General features: G+C 71.7%; 21 protein-coding genes. 7 read left to right on the top strand and 14 right to left on the bottom strand.

Going from position 1 to position 18074, the window contains the following annotated elements; translation table 11 throughout:
• Window positions 1–13: 13 nt before the first annotated feature.
• Complete coding sequence (locus C8N24_RS18615; protein WP_170179186.1) at window positions 14–1159, bottom strand: MarP family serine protease; 1146 nt, start codon at window positions 1157–1159, stop codon at window positions 14–16.
• 40 nt (window positions 1160–1199) lie between these two features.
• On the opposite strand from C8N24_RS18615, the gene C8N24_RS18610 reads away from it, so the two are divergent.
• Window positions 1200–2891, top strand: coding sequence for a penicillin-binding transpeptidase domain-containing protein (locus C8N24_RS18610; protein WP_170179185.1), 1692 nt, complete (start codon window positions 1200–1202; stop codon window positions 2889–2891).
• Here C8N24_RS18610 and C8N24_RS18605 read toward each other — a convergent pair.
• Genes C8N24_RS18605 through C8N24_RS18595 form a run of 3 tightly spaced genes read right to left on the bottom strand, consistent with a single transcriptional unit; the run spans window position 2888 to window position 4225 of the window.
• Window positions 2888–3427, bottom strand: coding sequence for a hypothetical protein (locus C8N24_RS18605; RefSeq protein WP_121252389.1), 540 nt, complete (start codon window positions 3425–3427; stop codon window positions 2888–2890). The genes C8N24_RS18610 and C8N24_RS18605 overlap by 4 nt on opposite strands.
• Before the next feature lie 15 nt (window positions 3428–3442).
• Window positions 3443–3949: an SRPBCC domain-containing protein gene (locus tag C8N24_RS18600; protein ID WP_121252387.1), complete on the bottom strand. Its 507-nt coding sequence runs from the start codon at window positions 3947–3949 to the stop codon at window positions 3443–3445.
• A 12-nt stretch (window positions 3950–3961) separates the two neighbouring features.
• Window positions 3962–4225 (bottom strand): hypothetical protein, encoded by a 264-nt coding sequence (locus C8N24_RS18595; protein ID WP_121252385.1) that lies wholly within the window; start codon window positions 4223–4225, stop codon window positions 3962–3964.
• Between the two features lie 135 nt (window positions 4226–4360).
• Between C8N24_RS18595 and C8N24_RS18590 the strand changes: the two genes are divergently transcribed.
• From C8N24_RS18590 to C8N24_RS18575, 4 genes are read left to right on the top strand one after another with little or no spacing between them, the layout of a single operon-like run.
• A complete protein-coding gene (locus tag C8N24_RS18590) occupies window positions 4361–4819 on the top strand; it encodes an FHA domain-containing protein (RefSeq protein WP_147447874.1) in 459 nt (152 codons plus the stop codon).
• 24 nt (window positions 4820–4843) lie between these two features.
• Complete coding sequence (locus C8N24_RS18585) at window positions 4844–5623, top strand: ParA family protein (RefSeq protein ID WP_121252380.1); 780 nt, start codon at window positions 4844–4846, stop codon at window positions 5621–5623.
• A gap of 9 nt (window positions 5624–5632) precedes the next feature.
• Complete coding sequence (locus tag C8N24_RS18580; protein ID WP_121252378.1) at window positions 5633–5992, top strand: response regulator; 360 nt, start codon at window positions 5633–5635, stop codon at window positions 5990–5992.
• 5 nt (window positions 5993–5997) lie between these two features.
• Entirely contained in the window at window positions 5998–6849 is an 852-nt protein-coding gene (locus tag C8N24_RS18575; RefSeq protein ID WP_121252376.1) for an anti-sigma factor RsbA family regulatory protein, read from the top strand.
• Here the strand turns inward: C8N24_RS18575 and thrB are convergent.
• Genes thrB through C8N24_RS18545 form a run of 6 tightly spaced genes read right to left on the bottom strand, consistent with a single transcriptional unit; the run spans window position 6818 to window position 13084 of the window.
• Entirely contained in the window at window positions 6818–7666 is an 849-nt protein-coding gene (gene thrB / locus C8N24_RS18570; RefSeq protein WP_121252374.1) for a homoserine kinase, read from the bottom strand. The two genes, C8N24_RS18575 and thrB, sit on opposite strands and share 32 nt — an antisense overlap.
• Window positions 7659–8669, bottom strand: a complete 1011-nt coding sequence (gene thrC, locus C8N24_RS18565) for a threonine synthase (RefSeq protein ID WP_121252372.1) — start codon at window positions 8667–8669, stop codon at window positions 7659–7661. The genes thrB and thrC overlap by 8 nt, the downstream gene beginning before the upstream one ends.
• Complete coding sequence (locus tag C8N24_RS18560) at window positions 8669–9895, bottom strand: homoserine dehydrogenase (RefSeq protein ID WP_121252370.1); 1227 nt, start codon at window positions 9893–9895, stop codon at window positions 8669–8671. Before C8N24_RS18560 ends, thrC begins: the two co-directional genes overlap by 1 nt.
• Window positions 9879–11123, bottom strand: a complete 1245-nt coding sequence (gene lysA / locus C8N24_RS18555; RefSeq protein ID WP_211340017.1) for a diaminopimelate decarboxylase — start codon at window positions 11121–11123, stop codon at window positions 9879–9881. Before lysA ends, C8N24_RS18560 begins: the two co-directional genes overlap by 17 nt.
• 22 nt (window positions 11124–11145) lie before the next feature.
• Complete coding sequence (locus tag C8N24_RS18550) at window positions 11146–11883, bottom strand: prolipoprotein diacylglyceryl transferase (RefSeq protein ID WP_121252366.1); 738 nt, start codon at window positions 11881–11883, stop codon at window positions 11146–11148.
• Window positions 11884–11890: 7 nt separating this feature from the next.
• Window positions 11891–13084 (bottom strand): murein hydrolase activator EnvC family protein, encoded by a 1194-nt coding sequence (locus tag C8N24_RS18545; protein ID WP_121252364.1) that lies wholly within the window; start codon window positions 13082–13084, stop codon window positions 11891–11893.
• A gap of 109 nt (window positions 13085–13193) precedes the next feature.
• Between C8N24_RS18545 and htpX the strand changes: the two genes are divergently transcribed.
• Together htpX and pspAB are read left to right on the top strand one after the other, a co-directional pair.
• Complete coding sequence (gene htpX / locus C8N24_RS18540; protein ID WP_121252362.1) at window positions 13194–14084, top strand: zinc metalloprotease HtpX; 891 nt, start codon at window positions 13194–13196, stop codon at window positions 14082–14084.
• A gap of 9 nt (window positions 14085–14093) precedes the next feature.
• Window positions 14094–14666: a PspA-associated protein PspAB gene (gene pspAB, locus C8N24_RS18535; RefSeq protein WP_121252360.1), complete on the top strand. Its 573-nt coding sequence runs from the start codon at window positions 14094–14096 to the stop codon at window positions 14664–14666.
• On the opposite strand, the gene C8N24_RS18530 is transcribed toward pspAB, so the two are convergent.
• From C8N24_RS18530 to C8N24_RS18515, 4 genes are read right to left on the bottom strand one after another with little or no spacing between them, the layout of a single operon-like run.
• A complete protein-coding gene (locus tag C8N24_RS18530; RefSeq protein WP_121252358.1) occupies window positions 14663–15391 on the bottom strand; it encodes a class I SAM-dependent methyltransferase in 729 nt (242 codons plus the stop codon). The two genes, pspAB and C8N24_RS18530, sit on opposite strands and share 4 nt — an antisense overlap.
• Window positions 15392–15403: 12 nt before the next feature.
• Window positions 15404–16180, bottom strand: a complete 777-nt coding sequence (locus C8N24_RS18525; RefSeq protein ID WP_121252356.1) for a DUF4097 family beta strand repeat-containing protein — start codon at window positions 16178–16180, stop codon at window positions 15404–15406.
• Entirely contained in the window at window positions 16177–16839 is a 663-nt protein-coding gene (locus C8N24_RS18520) for a response regulator (RefSeq protein ID WP_121252354.1), read from the bottom strand. Before C8N24_RS18520 ends, C8N24_RS18525 begins: the two co-directional genes overlap by 4 nt.
• Window positions 16827–18038, bottom strand: coding sequence for a sensor histidine kinase (locus C8N24_RS18515; protein ID WP_121252352.1), 1212 nt, complete (start codon window positions 18036–18038; stop codon window positions 16827–16829). Before C8N24_RS18515 ends, C8N24_RS18520 begins: the two co-directional genes overlap by 13 nt.
• Window positions 18039–18074: the final 36 nt, after the last annotated feature.

Here is an 18074-nt window from a genome sequence, read left to right as displayed (position 1 = left end):
CGTCAGCGTAGCGCTAGCTGGTGCAAGGACCGGTCGAGACCCCGCTGGAGGTCCTCGCGCGCTCCAGCGCCGCGGCCGCGATCGCGTTCGGGACGCCGAAGCCGCCACGCGGCCCCGAGGTGGTCGCCGCGAACACGGTCGTCACGACCTGCCCGTCCTTGTCGACCATCGGCCCGCCCGAGTTGCCGGACCGCACCGCGCCACGCAATGACGTGATCGTCCGCCGCACGGGACCCTGGCCGTACGCGTCCTGCGTGATGACCTCACGCGTCTGCCCGACACGACCGGCGCGCACGTCGTAGGGACCGTTGCCGGGGAAGCCGAGGATCGCGGCCGACGTACCGGACTTCGGCTTCACCGCCAAGGTCAGCGCGGGCGCGTCCAGCCCGTCGACGCGCAGCACGGCCAGGTCGTTCTTGGGGTCGAAGGACACGACGACCGCGTCCTGGCCCGGCTCACGGCCCCGGACGAGCACTCGCGTGTCCTTCTGGCCGGCCACCACGTGCGCGTTGGTCACGACCAGCCCGTCGCCCGCGACCCAGCCCGAGCCCTCGACGCCCAGCCCGCACGCGTTGCCCAGGATCTTCACGACCGACGCCGCCGCGGCGCGCACGCCCTCGGCCCGCGCGATGCCCGCGGTCGGGGCGGCCACGTTCGCCTCCGGGCCGTCGATGCTCGGGAACGGGTCCAGCCGCGCCAGCGCGTCGAGTAGGCCGGAGGACGGCGGCAGCACGGTGTTGATGGCCTGCAGGAGCGTGGACCGCTGCACCTCGCGCCGCGCCTCGCCGCCGTTCGCGAGCGCCAACGCGCCGAGCACCCAGACGATGCCGATGCCCACGCAGGCGGTCAGGACCGACCCCAAGAAGCCGTCGAGCGCGGTGGCTGCGGGCGATCGCACCCGCCCGCGCAATCGCGCCCCGATCCCCTCGAACCCGATCGCGAAGACCATGCCCGCGATCAGGGCCCCGATGAGCGCGAAGGCGGGCGACCACGGGGAACGGCTGCCCTCCTCGAGCACGAGCGGACCGACGCGCGTGCCGACGAACGCACCGGCCGCGAACCCGACGAGCGCGAGCGCCCCGGCGACAAAACCCTGCGCCCAGCCGAACAGGCCGAGCAGCACCACGACGCCCACGATCAGCCAGTCGATCCCCGTCACTCCCCCCGAGCGTACCGGTGCTCGCCTACGATCCCCCTTGGTGGCCCGCCGACACGTCATCGCCAGCCCGAAGCGCTTCGCCCCGCTCGCCGCGTCCGCCGCGGTCGCGTTGCTGGGCGGGATGGTGGTCGGCGCGCGCCACGTGCCGCCGGAGAAGCGGACCGTCGAGGCCTTCGCGGCCGCGTACGAGCGCGGCGACCAGCGCGCCATGTACGCGCTGCTGTCCGACGAGGCCCGCCGGCGTACGAGCCTCGAGCGCATGCAGCGCACGTACAAGCAGGCCGCGGAGACCCTCACGCTGGAGCAGGTCCGCGTCGGGCGCGTCGAGCAGGCCGACCGCGTCCCGGTCGCGCTCGAGACCCGCATCTTCGGCACCTTGCGCGGCGTCCTCGTGCTCACGACCGGCGAGCGCAAGGACCAGGACCCAGGCATCGACTGGACGTCGGAGCTCGTCTACCCCGGCCTGCACCGCGGCGAGAAGCTCAAGCGCGAGACGACGCTGCCCGAGCGCGCGTCGATCCTCGCCCGCGACGGCACGCCGCTGGCCAAGGGGCCGGACCGCTTGTCGGATCTCGGACCGCTCGCCTCGGAGATCGCCGGCCGGATCGGCCCCGCGCCGGAGGAGCGCCGGGCCGAGCTCGCCAAGCGCGGCGTGCCCGACGGCGCCCCGGTTGGGCTCACCGGCCTCGAGCGCCAGTTCGACGCCCGCCTGTCCGGCACCCCCGGCGGCGTGCTCTACGCCGGCGGCCGCGTGCTCGCCCGCAAGGAGGCGGTCCGCGGCGCCGACGTGAAGGCCACGATCGACCCGAAGATCCAGCGCGGCGCCGTCGAGGCGCTCGCGGGCCGCTACGGCGGGATCGCCGTGATCGCGCCCAAGACGGGCGAGGTGCTCGCGCTCGCGGGAATCGCGACGTCCGCGCCCCAGCCGCCCGGCAGCACGTTCAAGATCGTCACGCTCGCCGGCGTGCTGCAGAACAAGGTCGCCAAGCGCACGGACAGCTACGAGGTGACCGACCGCACGACGATCGAGGGCGTCGACATCCAGAACGCCAACGGCGAGTACTGCGGCGGCTCGCTGCGCACCTCGTTCGCCCACTCGTGCAACAGCGTCTTCGCGCCGCTGGGCGCGAAGCTCGGCGCGGAGAAGCTGGTCGCGACCGCCGAGGCCTTCGGCTTCAACCAGGACCCGTCGGTCGCGGGCGCCGCCCGGTCCACGATCCCGCCCGCGGACGAGATCGGCGACGACCTCGCGGTCGGCTCCACCGCGATCGGGCAGGGCAAGGTCCTCGCCACACCGCTGCAGATGGCGGTCGTCGGCGCGACCGTGGCCGCGGACGGCGTGAAGGCCACCCCGACGCTCCTGCGGGGCGACGACCCGCGCACCACCCGCGTGATGAGCAAGAGCGTCGCGAGCACGATCAAGAGCTACATGCGCACCGTCGTCACCGACGGCACCGGCGGCGCGGCCGCGCTCCCGAACGTGAAGGTGTCGGGCAAGACCGGCACCGCGGAGCTGCGGACGACGGTCAAGGAGGAGCCGCCGCCGGAGGTCACCGACCCCGACGCCGTCACGCCGCCCGAGGACGACACGACGGACACGGACGCCTGGTTCGTGGCCTTCGCGCCGTACAACGACCCGGAGGTCGCGGTCGCGGCGCTGTTCGTGGCCCAGGGCACGGGCGGCGATACCGCCGCCCCTGCCGCGCGGGTCGTGCTCGACGCCGCCTTCTAGAGGTCCAACGAGATCTCGGAGCCTTCGGCCCCGGGCTTCTCGATGTGCAGCGTGAGCGGCCGGTTCGAGATCGACTCTTCCTTGAGGCGGTAGAGGATCAGCGAACCCTGGATCGGACCGCTGGCGGCGGCCGTGTCGGGCAGCGGGAGCACCTGGTCGGCGCCGAGCGGGCCCGGGTTGTAGGCGAACACGTTCTCCAGCGGGATCGGCTGGTAGCGGTTCTCCTCCGTGTCCAGGATCGTGATGTCCGTGGCCGGGTCGATCGTGTCGTTCGAGTAGTTCTTCACGCGCATCCAGACGCCGAACCACTCCTCGCCCGCCTCGAGCGGCGGCGTGTTGGCCGGCAGGCCCTGGAGGTACTCGCGGTCCTCGCGGTCCCCCGGGTTCAGGAAGCGGGACATCTGGACCTGGTAGACGAGGTTCCCCACGTCCACGTACTCACCCTCGGTCTCGGCCTCGTGGTTGTACGCGTGTTTGTCGCCGCACCCGGACAGGCCCAGGGCGACGACGGCGGCAAGAGCTAGAAGACGACGCATGGCGAGCGTTGGACCTTACAACCCGCCGACGGTCGCGCGCACACCGCGGTCCGTCGCGCGCTCGTCGTTGTCCTCGAGGTTCCCCTGGAGACGACCGAGCGCCTTCTTGAGGTTGCGCGTGTACCAGGCGCGCCGGCCCGTGACGGTCTCGATGAACCGGTCGGTCGGCAGCTTGGGCGCGGACTCCGTCGTGACCTCCACGCGGGTGGCACCGCCCGAAGGCGTGAGCGTCCACGTGGTCCAGGTCTCGTTGCGGTTGAACTTCCCTCCGCGACCGGCCGCGACGATCTGGTACGGCGGCTGCATCTCGATGAACGTCATGTCGCCCCAGGCGAACCGGTCCAGCGGTGCATCCAGCTTGAAGCGCGCCCCGGCCCCACGGCCGTAGGACTCGACCCGCGTGAGCCGCCACTCCTTCATGAAGTGGTCGCAGAACTCGGGGTGGTTGGCGATGTCCGCGAGGTACTCGAAGATCTCTTCGCGGGGACGGTCGATGACGACGTGGGCGGTGATGGGGTCCATCACCGCCACAGTTTACGCGGCGAAACGGCGCCTCACGGTGTGGTCGCGCTCGATCGAGTGCACGATCTCCATCCGACCGGGCGCCTCACCGCGTCGCAGCGGGCGGCAGAGCTCGCACACCATGCGCTCGCCGTACATGTAGACCGTCTCGCCGAGCAGCGGCGTGCGGTGGCAGTGCTCGCACCCGCGCCGGCCGCCGGCGAGGGCCCGCATGGACGCGCGGACGAACGACAGCTCCGGCGGCCCGAGCGGTTTCAGAAGCGACAGGGAGGGCATGTCGGCGTCCTTCGCGACGGGCCTCTCCGGCCCTCCTCGTTGCAAGCCAAAGTCCAAGATGGGGTCGTCGCCCCACCCTCCGGGGTTTATGATCCCGCAGCGGAGGGGTCGGTCGAACCCAGGGAGGAAGCTGTCTTGAGTCACCCACGATTCGACGACGACACCCAGTACACCGGCACGCTGCCGGGTACGGAGATGTTGCGCGTCTCAACACGTCCGGAGCCACCCGCATGGCTCCAGGAGGCCCGCGCCGGCCTGGGCGAGGCCGGCCGCTACCTGGCGTTCGAGCAGGACGAGCGGATCGTCGTCATCCCGGTCACCCGGGAGTGGACGCGGATCGGCCGCTCGCTCGCCGCCGACATCCGCTTCGACGACGCGACCGTCTCGCGCCGCCACGCCCTGATCGCCAGCGAGGAGGGCGGCGTCCGCGTGCTCGACGACCGCTCGCTCAACGGCATCCAGGTCAACGGCCGGCGCGTGGAGTGGAGCCCGCTGACCGACGGCGACGAGGTCCTGATCGGCCGTCACGCGTTGTACTTCCTGGACACCGTGGCGGTGCCCAGCTCCGCCCACCCGGCAGCCATCACCGAGTAGACGCCCCTGTAGGGTTCGAGCGGCATGGCCGACACGATCGCGGTCCTGTCGCTCAAGGGCGGCACGGGCAAGACCACGACGGTTCGCACCCTGGCCGACGTGCTCCGGCAGGTCGGCCTCGACGTGCTGACGGTCGACCTCGACCCGCAGGGCAACCTCTCGGACTACTTCGACGTGCCGCGCGACGCCACGCCGACCGTCGCCGACGTCCTGTCCGGTGACGCGAAGGCCTCCGCCGCCGTCCACGAGGGCGTGATCCCGTCCTCGCTCAACCTCGCCGAGGTCGAGCGTGCGCTCTCCGGCAAGATGGGTCGCGAGCTCGTGCTCAAGAAGGCGCTCAAGGACGTCCGCAAGGCGTACGACGTGATCCTGGTCGACTGCCCGCCGGCGCTCGGCCTGCTGACCATCAACGGGCTCGTCGCCGCCGACCACGCGCTGATCTCGAGCGAGGCGCAGTACTTCGCCCTGCAGGGCACGACGGGCGCGATCGAGCTGATCGAGCAGGTCCGTGAGTACTACAACGACGACCTCGAGCTGCTCGGCGTGCTGCTCAACATCGCCGACATGCGCACCACGCACTCGCGGGACGCGTACGCGCAGCTTCAGGAGAACTACGGCGAGAAGGTCTTCGACGCCGTGATCCGCTCGTCGATCGCCTACGCCGAGTCGGCCGAGAAAGCGCTTTCCATCCTGGACTACCGTCCGGACCTCGGCCAGGACTACTACGCGCTGGCCGACGAGGTGCTCGCACGCCTCGGGCGCGAAGCGGCCCGTGGCGCTTTGGCGCCGTTGCTCGTACACTGACGCGTCGGCATGGGGATCAGGGTGTTCCACTGCGACGACTCCGAGGCGTTCACGCGCCTCGTCGCGTTCTGGTTGGCCGACTACGACGACATCGTCCACGCCGGGCAGGCCCACACGGCGCAGGGCGCGCTCGAAGCGCTGGCCGGCACCGAGGCGGACGTCGTCCTCCTGGACACGCTCGGCAAGCCCGGCGACGACACGCTGCTGCGCGCGATCCGCGAGGTCGCCCCGGGCGTGAAGGTGATCGTCTACTCCGGCTACGTGCGACTGATGCAAGAGGGTGCGCTCGGCGAAGGCGCCGACGCCTACCTCGAGAAGGGCGACGACGACGGCCCGCTCATCGAGGCCATCCGCAAAGTCGTCGCCTGAAGGCCGTGGCCTTCACCCACCAAGCGCTCCGGTACCACGGGACCGACGAGCTTCTCGCCGGAATCCTGCCCTACGTGCGCGCGGGTCTGCAGCAGGGTGAGCCGGTGCGCGTGGCCACGCGTGCGGAGACGCTGGAGCCGGTGCGGGCCGCGCTCGGCGAGGACGCGGCGCGCGTGGAGCTGGTCGAGATCGACCGCAACCCCGCGCGGATCATCCCCTTCTGGCGCGAGTTCGTGGAGAGCCACCGCGGCCCGGTGCGCGGCATCGGCGAGCCGGTCTACGCCGGTCGTGGGCCGGCGGAGCTCGTCGAGTGCCAGCTGCACGAGTCCCTGCTGAACGTCGCCTTCGACGAGGACTTCACGCTGCTGTGCCCGTACGACGCGGACGGGCTGTCGGAGCAGGTCCTGCACGAGGCGTGCCGCAGCCACGCGGTCGTCGACGGCGAGCCGAGCGCGCACTTCCGCGAGGAGCCGCTGCCGCTCGCGCCGCTGCCGCCCCCACCGACCGGCTCGCGCGTGCTCGGGTTCGACCTCGAGTCCCTGTCGGAGGTCCGTCAGCTCGTGCGCGAGGCGGGCGGTGAGCCCGACTTCGTGCTCGCGGTCGACGAGGTCGCGATCAACAGCGTCCAGCACGGCGGCGGCCGCGGGATCGTGCGCCTGTGGCGCGAGGACGACGACCTGGTGTGCGACGTGCGCGACCAGGGCATCATCCGCGACCCGCTGGCCGGGCGCATGCGACCGGACGTGGACGCCTTCGGCGGCCGCGGGCTGTGGATCGCCAACCAGGTCTGCGAGCTCGTGCAGATCCGGCCGGGCGCGGTTCGCGTCAGAACCGGACTTCCGCACCGGCGGCGCTGAACGGCACGCGGTGCACGTCGGCCCACCCGTCGGCGCGCTCGTGCAGTCGCTCCACCACCGCGCCGGTGCTGGCCATGTCGCACCAGACGAGCACGGTCGGGCCGGCGCCGGAGATCGTCGCCCCCAGCGCGCCGAGGCCCTTGGCCTCCTGGACGAGCTCCCACGAGCGCGGGTAGAGGTGCGCGCGCCGCGGCTGGTGCAGCCGGTCGCCGAGGCCGCGCGCGACGAGGCCCAGGTCCCCGCGCGCGAGGCCGAGCACGAGCATCGAGGCGTGCGCGATGTTGAAGACCGCGTCGCTCATCGGGATCCGGCTCGGGAGCGCCTCGCGGGCCTTGGCGGTCCGCACGGCCTGCTCGGGCACGACCAGGAGGCACTCGAGGCCGGGCGGCGGCTCGAAGCGCTCCGCGTGGCCGTCCACGCACAGCACGAAACCGCCGAGCAGCGCCGCGGCCACGTTGTCCGGGTGGCCCTCGATCTTCGTCGCCTCGCCCAGCACGTCGGCGCCGAGCTCGAAGATCGAGTCGGCCGCGACGAGGCCGGCGACGATCGCCGCCGCGCTCGTGCCGAGCCCGCCGGAGAGCGGGATGTCCGACCGGATCGTGAACTCGAAGCCGTCGGCCGGCGCGAGCGCCTGGAAGCCGCGGACGATCAGGTTGCGGCGGTCACGCGCGATCTTCAGGTCCGTGTGGACGGCGAACTGGCCCGTCTCGACGACGTCGACCTCCATGTGCAGGTCGAGCGCCGCGCCCATGACGTCGAACCCCGGGCCGAGGTTGGCCGAGGACGCGGGAACCCGGACGGTGCGGCTCCTATGCACCCAGGACGGCCTTCTCGACCGCCGCCATCTCCGGCTCGCACGGCACGACCGCGCCCGCCTGCGAGAGCGCGGTCTGCGGATCCTTCAGGCCGTTGCCGGTGAGCACGCAGACGACGCGCTCGGCGTCCTCCGCGCCGTGGTTGAGCAGCCCGGCGACGCTGGCCGCCGAGGCCGGCTCGCAGAACACGCCCTCGTTCGCCGCGAGGAACCGGTAGGCGTCGAGGATCTGCTCGTCGCTGACGGCGGCGACGCGGCCGTGCGAGGAGGTGAACGCGTCCATCGCCTCCTCCCAGCGGGCCGGGTTGCCGATCCGGATCGCGCTCGCGACGGTCTCCGGGTTCGGGAACGGCTTGCCGGTCACGAGCGGCGCGGCGCCCTCGGCCTGGAAGCCGAACAGCCGCGGCGCGGCGCCCATCTCCTTGAAGCCCTTCCAGTACGCGGTGACGTTGCCCGCGTTGCCGACCGGGATGCAGAGCGCGTCGAGCTCGCCGAGCGAGTCCAGCAGCTCGAACGCGGCCGTCTTCTGGCCCTCGAGCCGGAACGGGTTGACGGAGTTCACGAGCGCGATCGGGTGGCGCTGGGTGAGCTCGCGCACGAGCTTGAGGGCCTCGTCGAAGTTGCCGCGCAGCGCGATCACGCGCGCACCGTGCATCAGCGCCTGGGCGAGCTTGCCGGTGGCGATCTTGCCGTCGGGCACGATCACGGCGCCGTTGATGCCGGCCCGCGCCGCGTAGGCGGCCAGGGACGCGGCGGTGTTGCCGGTGGAGGCGCAGATGACGGTCTCGGCGCCGTTGCGGACGGCGTCGGAGACCGCGCACGTCATGCCGCGGTCCTTGAACGAGCCGGTCGGGTTCGCGCCCTCGACCTTCAGCCACACCTCTTTGCCGACGCGCTCGGACAGGCGCTCGGCGAGCACGAGCGGCGTCGAGCCCTCTTCGAGCGTGACGATCGGGTCGCCGGGGGCGAACGGCAACCGGTCGGCGTACCGGGTCATGAGGCCCATCAGTCGTTGAACTCCTCGTCGAGCACGCGGATCGCGCGCGGCTCCGCGCGCACGAACGGCATCCGCGCCAGCAGTTGCACCGCGCCGTAGAAGCGGGATTCGAGCAGCGGGTGGATGACCATCACCAACCGCGCCTGGCCGCCGAGCCCGCGCTGGACCACGGACTTGATCGACGCGCCCTGCATGCCGAGCACCTCGGCCACCTGGGCGAGGACGCCCGGCTCGTCATCGACTTCCATCGCCAGGTAGAAGGCGGACTTGACGTCGGCGACGACCGCCAGCGACGCGGTCGTCTCCGGCGTGGACGCCGGCGGGATCATCGCGCTGATCACGTCGCCCAGGACGGCGCTCGCGGTCTGCGGACCGCCGGCGCCCGGGCCCGACAGCGTGATCTCGGTGATCGCCTCCGACTCGACCGTGACGGCGTTGAACGAGCCGTTGACGGACGCGAGCGGGTGGCCGGGGTACAGGAAGGCCGGGTGGACGCGGACGCTGATGCCGCCGTCGACGCGCTCGGCCGTGCCGATCAGCTTCAGCGCGAGGCCGAAGTCCCGCGCGTAGTTCATGTCCTCGCCCGTGATGTGCTCGATGCCCTCGTACGTGACCTGGTCGAGCGTGACCGGGGTCGAGAACGCGAGCCGGGCCAGGATCGCCATCTTCGCGGCGGCGTCCTTGCCGGTGACGTCGTCGGTCGGGTCGGCCTCGGCGTAGCCGAGCTCCTGCGCGCGCTTGAGCGCCTCGGCGTACGGCGTGCCGCCGCGCGCCATCTCGCTCAGGATGAAGTTCGTGGTGCCGTTGACGATGCCGTGGATGCGCTCCACGTGCGCCGCGGCGAGCGTCTCCTGGAGCACGCGGATGACGGGCACCACGCCGGCCACCGCGCCCTCGAAGCGCAGCTGCACGTTGTGCTCGCGCGCGGTGCTCCACAGCTCCTCGCCGTGGCTCGCGAGCAGCAGCTTGTTGGCGGACACGACGTGCTTGCCGGCGCGCATCGCGCGCAGCACGTAGTCGCGCGCCGGGTCGATGCCGCCGATCAGCTCGACGATCAGGTCGCTGTCGGCCAGGATCTGCTCGAAGTCGCCGCGGGAGCGCGTGAGCACGCCGGATACCTCGGGCCGGCAGCCCGTCACGTGCGCGATCGTGTCCGCGCGCTCGCTCAGCAGCCGCTCGAACGCGGCACCGACGGTGCCATGCCCCAGCAGCCCGACCTTATACGTCTCGGCCATGCAGGTCCTCGAAGGTCTCGCGGCGCACGACCAGGCGCGCGTCGCCGTCTTTGCAGAACACGACGGGGGGCCTGGGCACGCCGTTGTAGTTGTTGGCCATGGCGTACACGTACGCGCCGGTGACCGGGGTGACGAGCACGTCGCCGACCTTCGGCTCGTGCAGGCTCGTCTCGCGGATCAGGACGTCGCCGGACTCGCAGTGCTTGCCGACGACGGTGCACGGCGTGCCCACGGCGCCGACCCGGTCGACAAGGTCGGCCTGGTAGGGCGCGTCGTAGAGCATCGGGCGCAGGTTGTCGCTCATGCCGCCGTCGACGGCGACGAAGCGCACGTTGCCGTCCGGCAGGTCGACGTCCTTGACCGACTCGACGCTGTAGAGCGTCACGCCCGCCGTCGCGGTGAGCGCGCGGCCGGGCTCGATGCTCAGGCGCTTGCCCTCGCCCAGCAGCTCGTTCGCGGACGCGATCATGTTGCCCACGAACTCGGTCACGCTCGGCGGGCGGCGATCGGGCGTGTACGCGACGGCGAGCCCGCCGCCGAGGTCGTAGGCCGGGAAGTCGCCGAGGGTGGCGATCGCCTCGACCGCCAGTCGCCAGGGCTCCAGGTCGAACAGCTGCGACCCGATGTGCATGTGCAGGCCGTGCAGGTCGGCCCAGGACGCGGCCTGCAGGCGCGCGATCGCCTCCGGCGCCTGCGCGAGGCTGAAGCCGAACTTCGAGCCGGCGTGGCCGGTGAGGATCGCGGCGTGCGTGTCGGCGACCACGCCCGGCGTGACGCGGATGAGCACGTTCGCGGGCTTGCCGAGCGCGTCGAGCTTGTCGATGTCGTCGAAGTTGTCGACGACGATCCGCGCGCCCATGTCCACGGCCGTCTCCAGCTCGCGCGCGGACTTCGCGTTGCCGTGCAGGATGATCCGGTCGCCGGGGAAGCCGGCGCTGCGCGCGAGGGCGAGCTCGCCCCCGGACGCGACGTCCACGGAGAGCCCTTCCTCCTCGAACACCCGCAGCACGGCGGTGCACGGGAAGGCCTTGGAGGCGAAGATGACCTCGCCCTCGCCCATCGCGGCGCGGAACTCGCGGGCGCGGCTTCGCAGGTCGTCTTCCGCGACCGCGTAGAGCGGCGTGCCGAACGCGCGCGCGAGCTCGGCGGCATCGCAGCCGCCGATCGTCAGGCGGCCGTCATCGACGCTCGAGGCGTGCGGGTACAGGTGGCTGGCCGTGGCGGGCACGGCCGAAGAGGTTAGGGGCTCGCTACGCGGTGCGGGCAGCGGGTGCGGAGACGCGTCCACGCAGCACGAGCAGAAGGGCGATTCCGGCGACCATGAAGCCGACCGACACCCACTGCGCCTGCGTCAGGCCGAGCGCGATCGGATCGTTGCGCCGGAGGAACTCGATCAGGAAGCGCTCGACGCCCACGCCGATCAGGTAGATGCCGCTCAGGATGCCGGGTGAGAAGCGGTCGCGCAGGCGCCAGAGCACGATCGCGAAGGCGCCCATGGCGAGCGTCTCGTAGATCGGCGTCGGGTGCACGGGCGTGTCGATCGGGACCGTGCCGTTCGGGTAGCTCATCGCCCACGGGCCGTCCCAGGCCTTGCCGTAGTCGCCGTCGCCGGCGAACTGGCAGCCGATCCGGCCGATCGCGTAGGCCGCGGCCAGCGACGGGACGACCGCGTCGGCGAGCTTGAGGTCCAGCGCGCCGCGGTAGCTCGTCCAGGCGATCACGGCCAGCGCGCCGCCGATCAGGCCGCCGTAGAACGTCAGGCCGGTGCCGCTGAAGAGCGGGCCGCCGTTCTCGGCGAGGAACCACAGCTTCGCGCCCACCACGCCGCCGATGAGCGCGGCGAAGACCATCTCGTAGGCGAGGTCGACCGGGCGGCCGAGCTCCGCCAGGCGGCGGGCGACCATCCACCCGGCCACGAGGAAGGCGATGCCCAGGCACAGCCCGAACATCTGGATGGTCAAGGGACCGAGGTGGAGCTCTGGATACAAGCGGTGGCTAGAGGTAGTTCATCGGGGAGACGACCGAGCCGTTGACCCGGGTCTCGAAGTGCAGGTGGTCGCCGAAGCAGCGGCCGGTGCACCCAACGTAGCCGATGACCTGCCCCTGCTTGACGCTCGCGCCCATCGACGTGGCGAAGCGGGACTGGTGCGCATAGCACGTGGAGAGCGAGCTCGTGTGCTGGATGCAGGTGAAGTTGCCGTAGCCGCCGGAGGCCGCCTCGCCCTGGATGAGGACGACCTTGCCGGACGCCGCGGCGCGGATCGGCGTGCCCGCCGGGACGCCGATGTCGATGCCCGGGTGGCAGGACTCCCAGGCGCGGGACTCGCAGAACGGCGACGTGATCGGGCCGTTGACGGGCCAGATCAGGCCGCCCTGGCCGGGCTTGATCGGGCCGGCCGTGGCGGGGCCGCCGGAGAGGCGCGCGAGCCGGGCCTGGACCTTGGCCTGCGCGTCACGCAGGTCGGCGACGTCGTCCTCGAGCTCGTGACGACGCTCCCGCGAGCCGCGCAGCAGCGCGACCTTCGTGCTGCGGGCGGTCTCGATCCGCTCGCGGCGGTCGACGAGCCCGACCCGCACGGTGGACACCTCGTCGCGCTCGGACTCGATCGCGGCGGCGACCTTCGCCTCCTTGGCCTCGAGCGTGTCGAGCCGGGCCTCGGTCGCGGTCGCGTCCCGCTTGGCCGACGCGACGATGTTCATGATCTTCGCGTCCTGGCGGGAGATGCGGGTCATGAACTCGGTGCGGCTGAGCAGGTCCTCGAAGCCGTCGGCGTTGAGCACGACCGAGATCAGGTCCGGGTCGCCGGCCTTGTAGAGGTCGAGCAGGCGCTGGGCGAGCGTGTGGCGCACGACCACCAGCCGCGCCTTCAGACGCGTGAGCCGGGCGCGCTCGCTGCGCAGCTTGCGCTGCACGACGGCCAGCTCGGCGCGCTTGGCGTCCAGCGACGTCTGCAGCTTCTGCTGGCGAGCGGAGAGCCGGTCGATGTCGGACTGCAACCCGCCGATGCGCTTCGTCTGCGACGTGATGTCACTCGTCAGCACGCGCTCACGGGCTTTGTGCCCGCCGATCAGCGAGTTGTTGCGATCGATCTTCTTTTGGAGCTGTCCCGAGCTCTGCTGCGCGATCGCGACCGCGGGCAGCACCAAGCACAGGAATACAGCAGCGGCCCAGACCGCACGCGACTGCATCGGCGGTCCAGGCTATCCGCAGTTCGCGCGCGGTCTGCAGGCTTGCCTGCAAGGTGCAGGGCTAAATCTTCATAAGGCCTGGCGGCCTGCTGCGAAAATGAGAAGCCAGATGCCCAGACCCACATCCTTCGGCAAGGACACCGGCCTGCAGATCCGCATGGCCGTCACGTTGTTCCTGCTCGGCGCTGTGTATGTCGCGCTGGGCGCGGTGCTGTTCCTGTTCCTCAAGAGCGCGGTCCTGATGATCGTGATCCTCGGCGGCTTGGCGGCGTTGCAGTTCTTCACGTCGGACAAGCTCGCGCTGGCGGCCATGGGCGCCCGCGTGGTCACGCCGCAGGAAGCGCCGCAGCTGCACGCGATGATCGACCGGCTGTGCGTCCAGGCCGACCTGCCGAAGCCGCAGGTCGCGATCGCCAACACGCGCATGCCCAACGCCTTCGCCCTCGGCCGCTCGCCGAAGAAGGCGACCGTGTGCGCCACCACGGGCATCATGGAGCTGCTCACGCCCGCGGAGCTCGAGGGCGTCATGGCGCACGAGCTCACGCACGTCGCCAACCGTGACGTGGCGATCATGACCGTGGCGTCCTTCTTCGCCACGATCGCCGCCTACATCGTCCAGTTCGGCTTCTTCTTCGGCGGTGGCTCGTCCTCGGACGACGACGACAACCCGAGCTTCCTGGTCCTGTTCCTCGTCTCGATCGTCGTGTACTTCGTCTCGTTCCTGCTCATCCAGGCGCTGTCCCGGTACCGCGAGTTCGCGGCCGACCGCGGCGCGGCGCTGATCACGGGCCGGCCGAGCGCGCTCTCCAGCGCCCTGTACAAGATCTCGAGCGGCATGGGCCAGATCCCGCAGAAGGACCTGCGCTCGGCGAGCGAGCTGAACGCGTTCTTCATCTTCCCGACGAGCATCGGCGGCCTGTTCGCCACGCACCCGCCGATGGAGAAGCGCATCGAGGCCCTCTCCCGCCTCGAGGCGCAGCTGCAGGGCCAGCGGGTCTAGTCTCCCGGTATGGGCCTCTTCGACATCCTCCGCGGCAAGCGCGAGCTCAAGCAGCCTGCCGCGGACCGGCTGTTCGCCATGTCCACGGCGTACATCAAGCTCGAGATGGAGCTCGAGCTGACGACCACCGGCAAGGCCGCGATCGTCTTCCAGCCGCTGGCGACCGCCGACTTCGAGGGCATCGTCAAGGACATGGAGGAGGTCGTCAACGCGACCGGCGAGGAGACGGGCACCACCGTCACCTCCGACGACGACGAGTTCGGCTACCGCTGGATGATCCTCAACGACCCCGACATGGAGGACCTCGTCGTCGGGATCAACGCGGTCTCCACCGCGATCCAGGGCGGCGGCTACGGCGAACGGGTCCTCTGCGCCGTGTTCGCGTTGAAGGACGCGCGTGACCGCCGCGTCTACTGGATCTACAACTACAAGCGCGGCGGCTTCTACCCGTTCGTGCCCTCCGGCGGCGAGCAGCAGCGCGACAACGAGCGCGAGCTGCGCCTGAAGGCCCAGATCGGCGCCGACCTGCCGATCGAGCCCGAGCTCGAGCGCTGGTTCCCCCTCTGGGGCATCCCCATCTAGGCCGTCGCCACGACGACGAGGCGGCTGTCGGGCGTGAACGGCTCGTGCTCGTAGCCGCCCCAGCACTTGACCTCGTCGAAGCCGGCCGCACGCAGGAGGGCGACGAGCTCGGACGCGGTGTAGATCCGGGCCGTCGTCGGCCGCGACTCGCGCTCGCCGCCGGCCTCGATCAACGTCTGGATGGTCTGCGTCACGCCCTCGACGGGATCGAACGTGCGCCGCTCCAGGAGCAGGCGCCCCTCACCCACGAGCCGCCAGTCGTTGTCCTGCCACGTGCGCACGAGCTGGTCGCGGTGCTGGGACTCGAGCACCAGCCTGCCGCCGGGCTTGAGCACGCGCCGGGTCTCCGCGAGCACGTTCGCGTCCTCCTGGTAGCCGAGTGAGAACAGGTTCAACGCGGCGTCGAACCGGTCGTCGGCGAACGGCAGCTCGCGGTAGTCGGCGCGCGCGAACTTGGGCCAGCGCTGCGAGCCGGCGCGGCGGCGCGCCTCGTCGAGCAGCGTCTGCGACCGATCCACGCCGGTGACCCGGTAGCCCGCCTCGGCGAGCGGCACGCAGTGACGGCCGAACCCGCAGCCGACGTCGAGGACCTCGTGCTCCGGCGCGGCCTTCGCGAGCCGCGCGGCGGCAAGGGCCTCCGCCGCGTCGTCGGCGGGGTCCGAGTGCGCGTAGATCCGCAGGTAGAAGTCGCTGAAGTACGCGTCCAGGTCGTCAGCGGCGCTCATCGCCGCCGGAGGCTACCCGCCGTAGTCGACGACGATGTCGCCCGAGCCCGTGTCGGCGCGCAGCCGGCGGTCCGAGCCGTCGTTGTCGGGAACGCCGATGTTCCCGTCGCCACTCCCGGTGTCCCAGTCCACGTCGTACTTCTCGACGCCGGTCGGGACGAGGATGCGGATGTCGCCCGATCCGGTGTTGGCGTCGGCGTTGCGGGGCGCCACCGCGAAGCGCAGGTCCACGTCACCCGAGGCGGTCTCGGCGATCGCGCGCTCCCCGCGCAGGCCGCGCGCAACGATGTCGCCGGAGCCGGTGTCCAGGCTCACGTCGCCAGCGCCGCCGTCGACGGCGATGTCGCCCGAGGAGGTGTGCAGATCCGCATCGCCGCCGAGATCCTGCGCGACGATGTCGCCCGAGCCCGCGTCGACCGTCACGGCCGTCGTCGCGGGCACGCGCAGAGTGACCTTGCTGTGGCACTCGCCGAAGCCCCACACAGGGCAGTTGGCGTTGACCCGCACCAGCGAGCCGTCCACGTCGATCCGCGGGGCGGGAGCGTGCAGCGTCCCTTCCGCGCGGCCATCGACGTGGATGGCGCCGTCGTCGGACCGCAGGATCGTCACGTCGCCGTTGGCGGCCTCCACCATCAGCTGCTCCACGCTCCCGGCAATCGTGCGGGACGAGGTGCCCTCGACCGTCCCGACGCTCCATGACGCGACCGACATGGCCGCGCAGAGGGCGAAGAAGACGGCCAGCCCGCCCCCGGCGAGCAGCGCGAAGCGACGATCCGTGCGGCGGGTCATGCGTGATTGTCCGTCCCGTGCTCGAGGTAGCGCAGGACGGCCAGGACGCGACGGTGCGCCTGGTCGGCCGGGGGCAGCCCGAGCTTGTTGAAGATATTCGTGACGTGCTTCTCGACGGCGCCCTCGGTGACGACGAGCGCCTCGGCGATCAGGCCGTTCGTGCGGCCCTCGGCCATCAGGCCGAGCACCTCGCGCTCACGCGGGGAGAGCTGCTCGAGCGGGTCCTGCTTGCCTGAGCGCACGAGCAGCTGGGTGACGACCTCGGGGTCCAGCGCGGCGCCGCCCATGGCGACGCGGCGGAGTGCCTCGAGGAACTCGCGCACGTCCGCCACCCGGTCCTTGAGCAGGTAGCCGATGCCGCGCGAGTCGCCGGCGATCAGGTCGACCGCGTAGCGCTCCTCGACGTACTGGGAGAGCATCAGGATCGCGACGTCCGGCCACTGCCGCCGGATCACGAGCGCGGCCTTGACGCCCTCGTCGTTGAAGGTGGGCGGCATGCGCACGTCGACGACGCACACGTCCGGCTGGTGCTGCTCGACGGCGCGCAGGAGGTCCTCGCCGTTGTCGACGCACGCGACGACGTCGAAGCCGCCTTCCTCGAGCAGCCGCACGAGGCCCTCGCGCAGCAGCACCGCGTCCTCGGCGATCACCGCTCGCATGGCAACTCCACGCGCAGGTTGGTTCCGTGTCCTAGTGGGCTCACAACCGTCATCTCACCATCCACGGCCCGGACGCGGTCGCGCAGTCCCACCAGGCCGGTCCCGTTGAGCTCCGCGCCGCCGATCCCGTTGTCGAGCACCTCGACGACCAGCCGGTCGCCCTGGAGCTCGGCGCTGAGCCACGCACGGGACGCCTGCGCGTGCTTGGCGACGTTGGTGAGCGCCTCGGCGACGAAGAAGTAGGCGATCGCCTCGCTGCCGGGGCTGCAGCGGCGTGGCAGGTCGACGTCGACGGCCACGGGCACGGGGCAGCGCGCGGCGAGCGCGGACACCGCCGCGTCCAGGCCCCGGTCGGTCAGCACGGCGGGATGGATGCCGCGCGCCAGGTTGCGCAGCTCCACGAGCGCCTCCTTGGCCTCGCCGTGCGCCTCGGCGACGAGCCGCTGCGTGTGCACGGGATCCTCGGAGGCCCGGGCGCGGCCCAGCGTCATCGCCAGGGCGACGAGGCGCTGCTGCGCGCCGTCGTGCAGGTCGCGCTCGATCCGGCGCCGCTCGGCGTCGGCGGCGGCGACCATGCCGGCGCGCGTCTCCTCCAGCGTGTCCACGCGGGCGGTGAGCCGCTCGCGCTCCCCCGGCTCCAGCAGGAGCCGGGCCATCGCCAGCTGCACCGCGGCGGCGCCGCGGGCCAGCCACGGCGCGGCGCCCAGCGCGGCCATGCCGAGCAGCACGTGCAGGAACGCGGCCGGGACGTAGCTGAGGCCGAAGACGTCGTCGCCCGGCGTCGCCCAACCCCACAGCGGATAGCTGAGCAGGCCGATCGCGGCGCCCCAGGCCCAGAACACGAGCCCGGCGCCGAAGATCCCGACGACCGGGAGCGCGACGAGCGCGTAGAGCATCTCCATCCACGCGCCGCGCGAGCTCATCCACGCCACCGCCCGCACCGGCACCGAGCCCTCGCGGGGGAACGCGCGGGTGGGGAAGTCGATGCCGAGGAGGGCGGCGGCGCGGCGGCGTTCGATCCGCGCGAGGACGTGCGCGGTGAAGAACGCCAGGGCGATCAGCGGTGCGCCGGCCAGCGCCACCAGCAAGGTGGGGATGCCGATCACGAGCGAGATCGACAGGACGAGGAACGAGACGAACCCGAGGGCCGCGCTCAGCGCGACGTAGATCGTCGTCTCGGTCATGCGGCGCACGTTCATCTGGCGAGAACGGTATGCGCCGGGCGGGGTGGCGAC

The organism is Solirubrobacter pauli (genome assembly GCF_003633755.1).
Taxonomy (GTDB): domain Bacteria; phylum Actinomycetota; class Thermoleophilia; order Solirubrobacterales; family Solirubrobacteraceae; genus Solirubrobacter; species Solirubrobacter pauli.
This window is presented reverse-complemented; position numbering and strand designations above follow the sequence as displayed.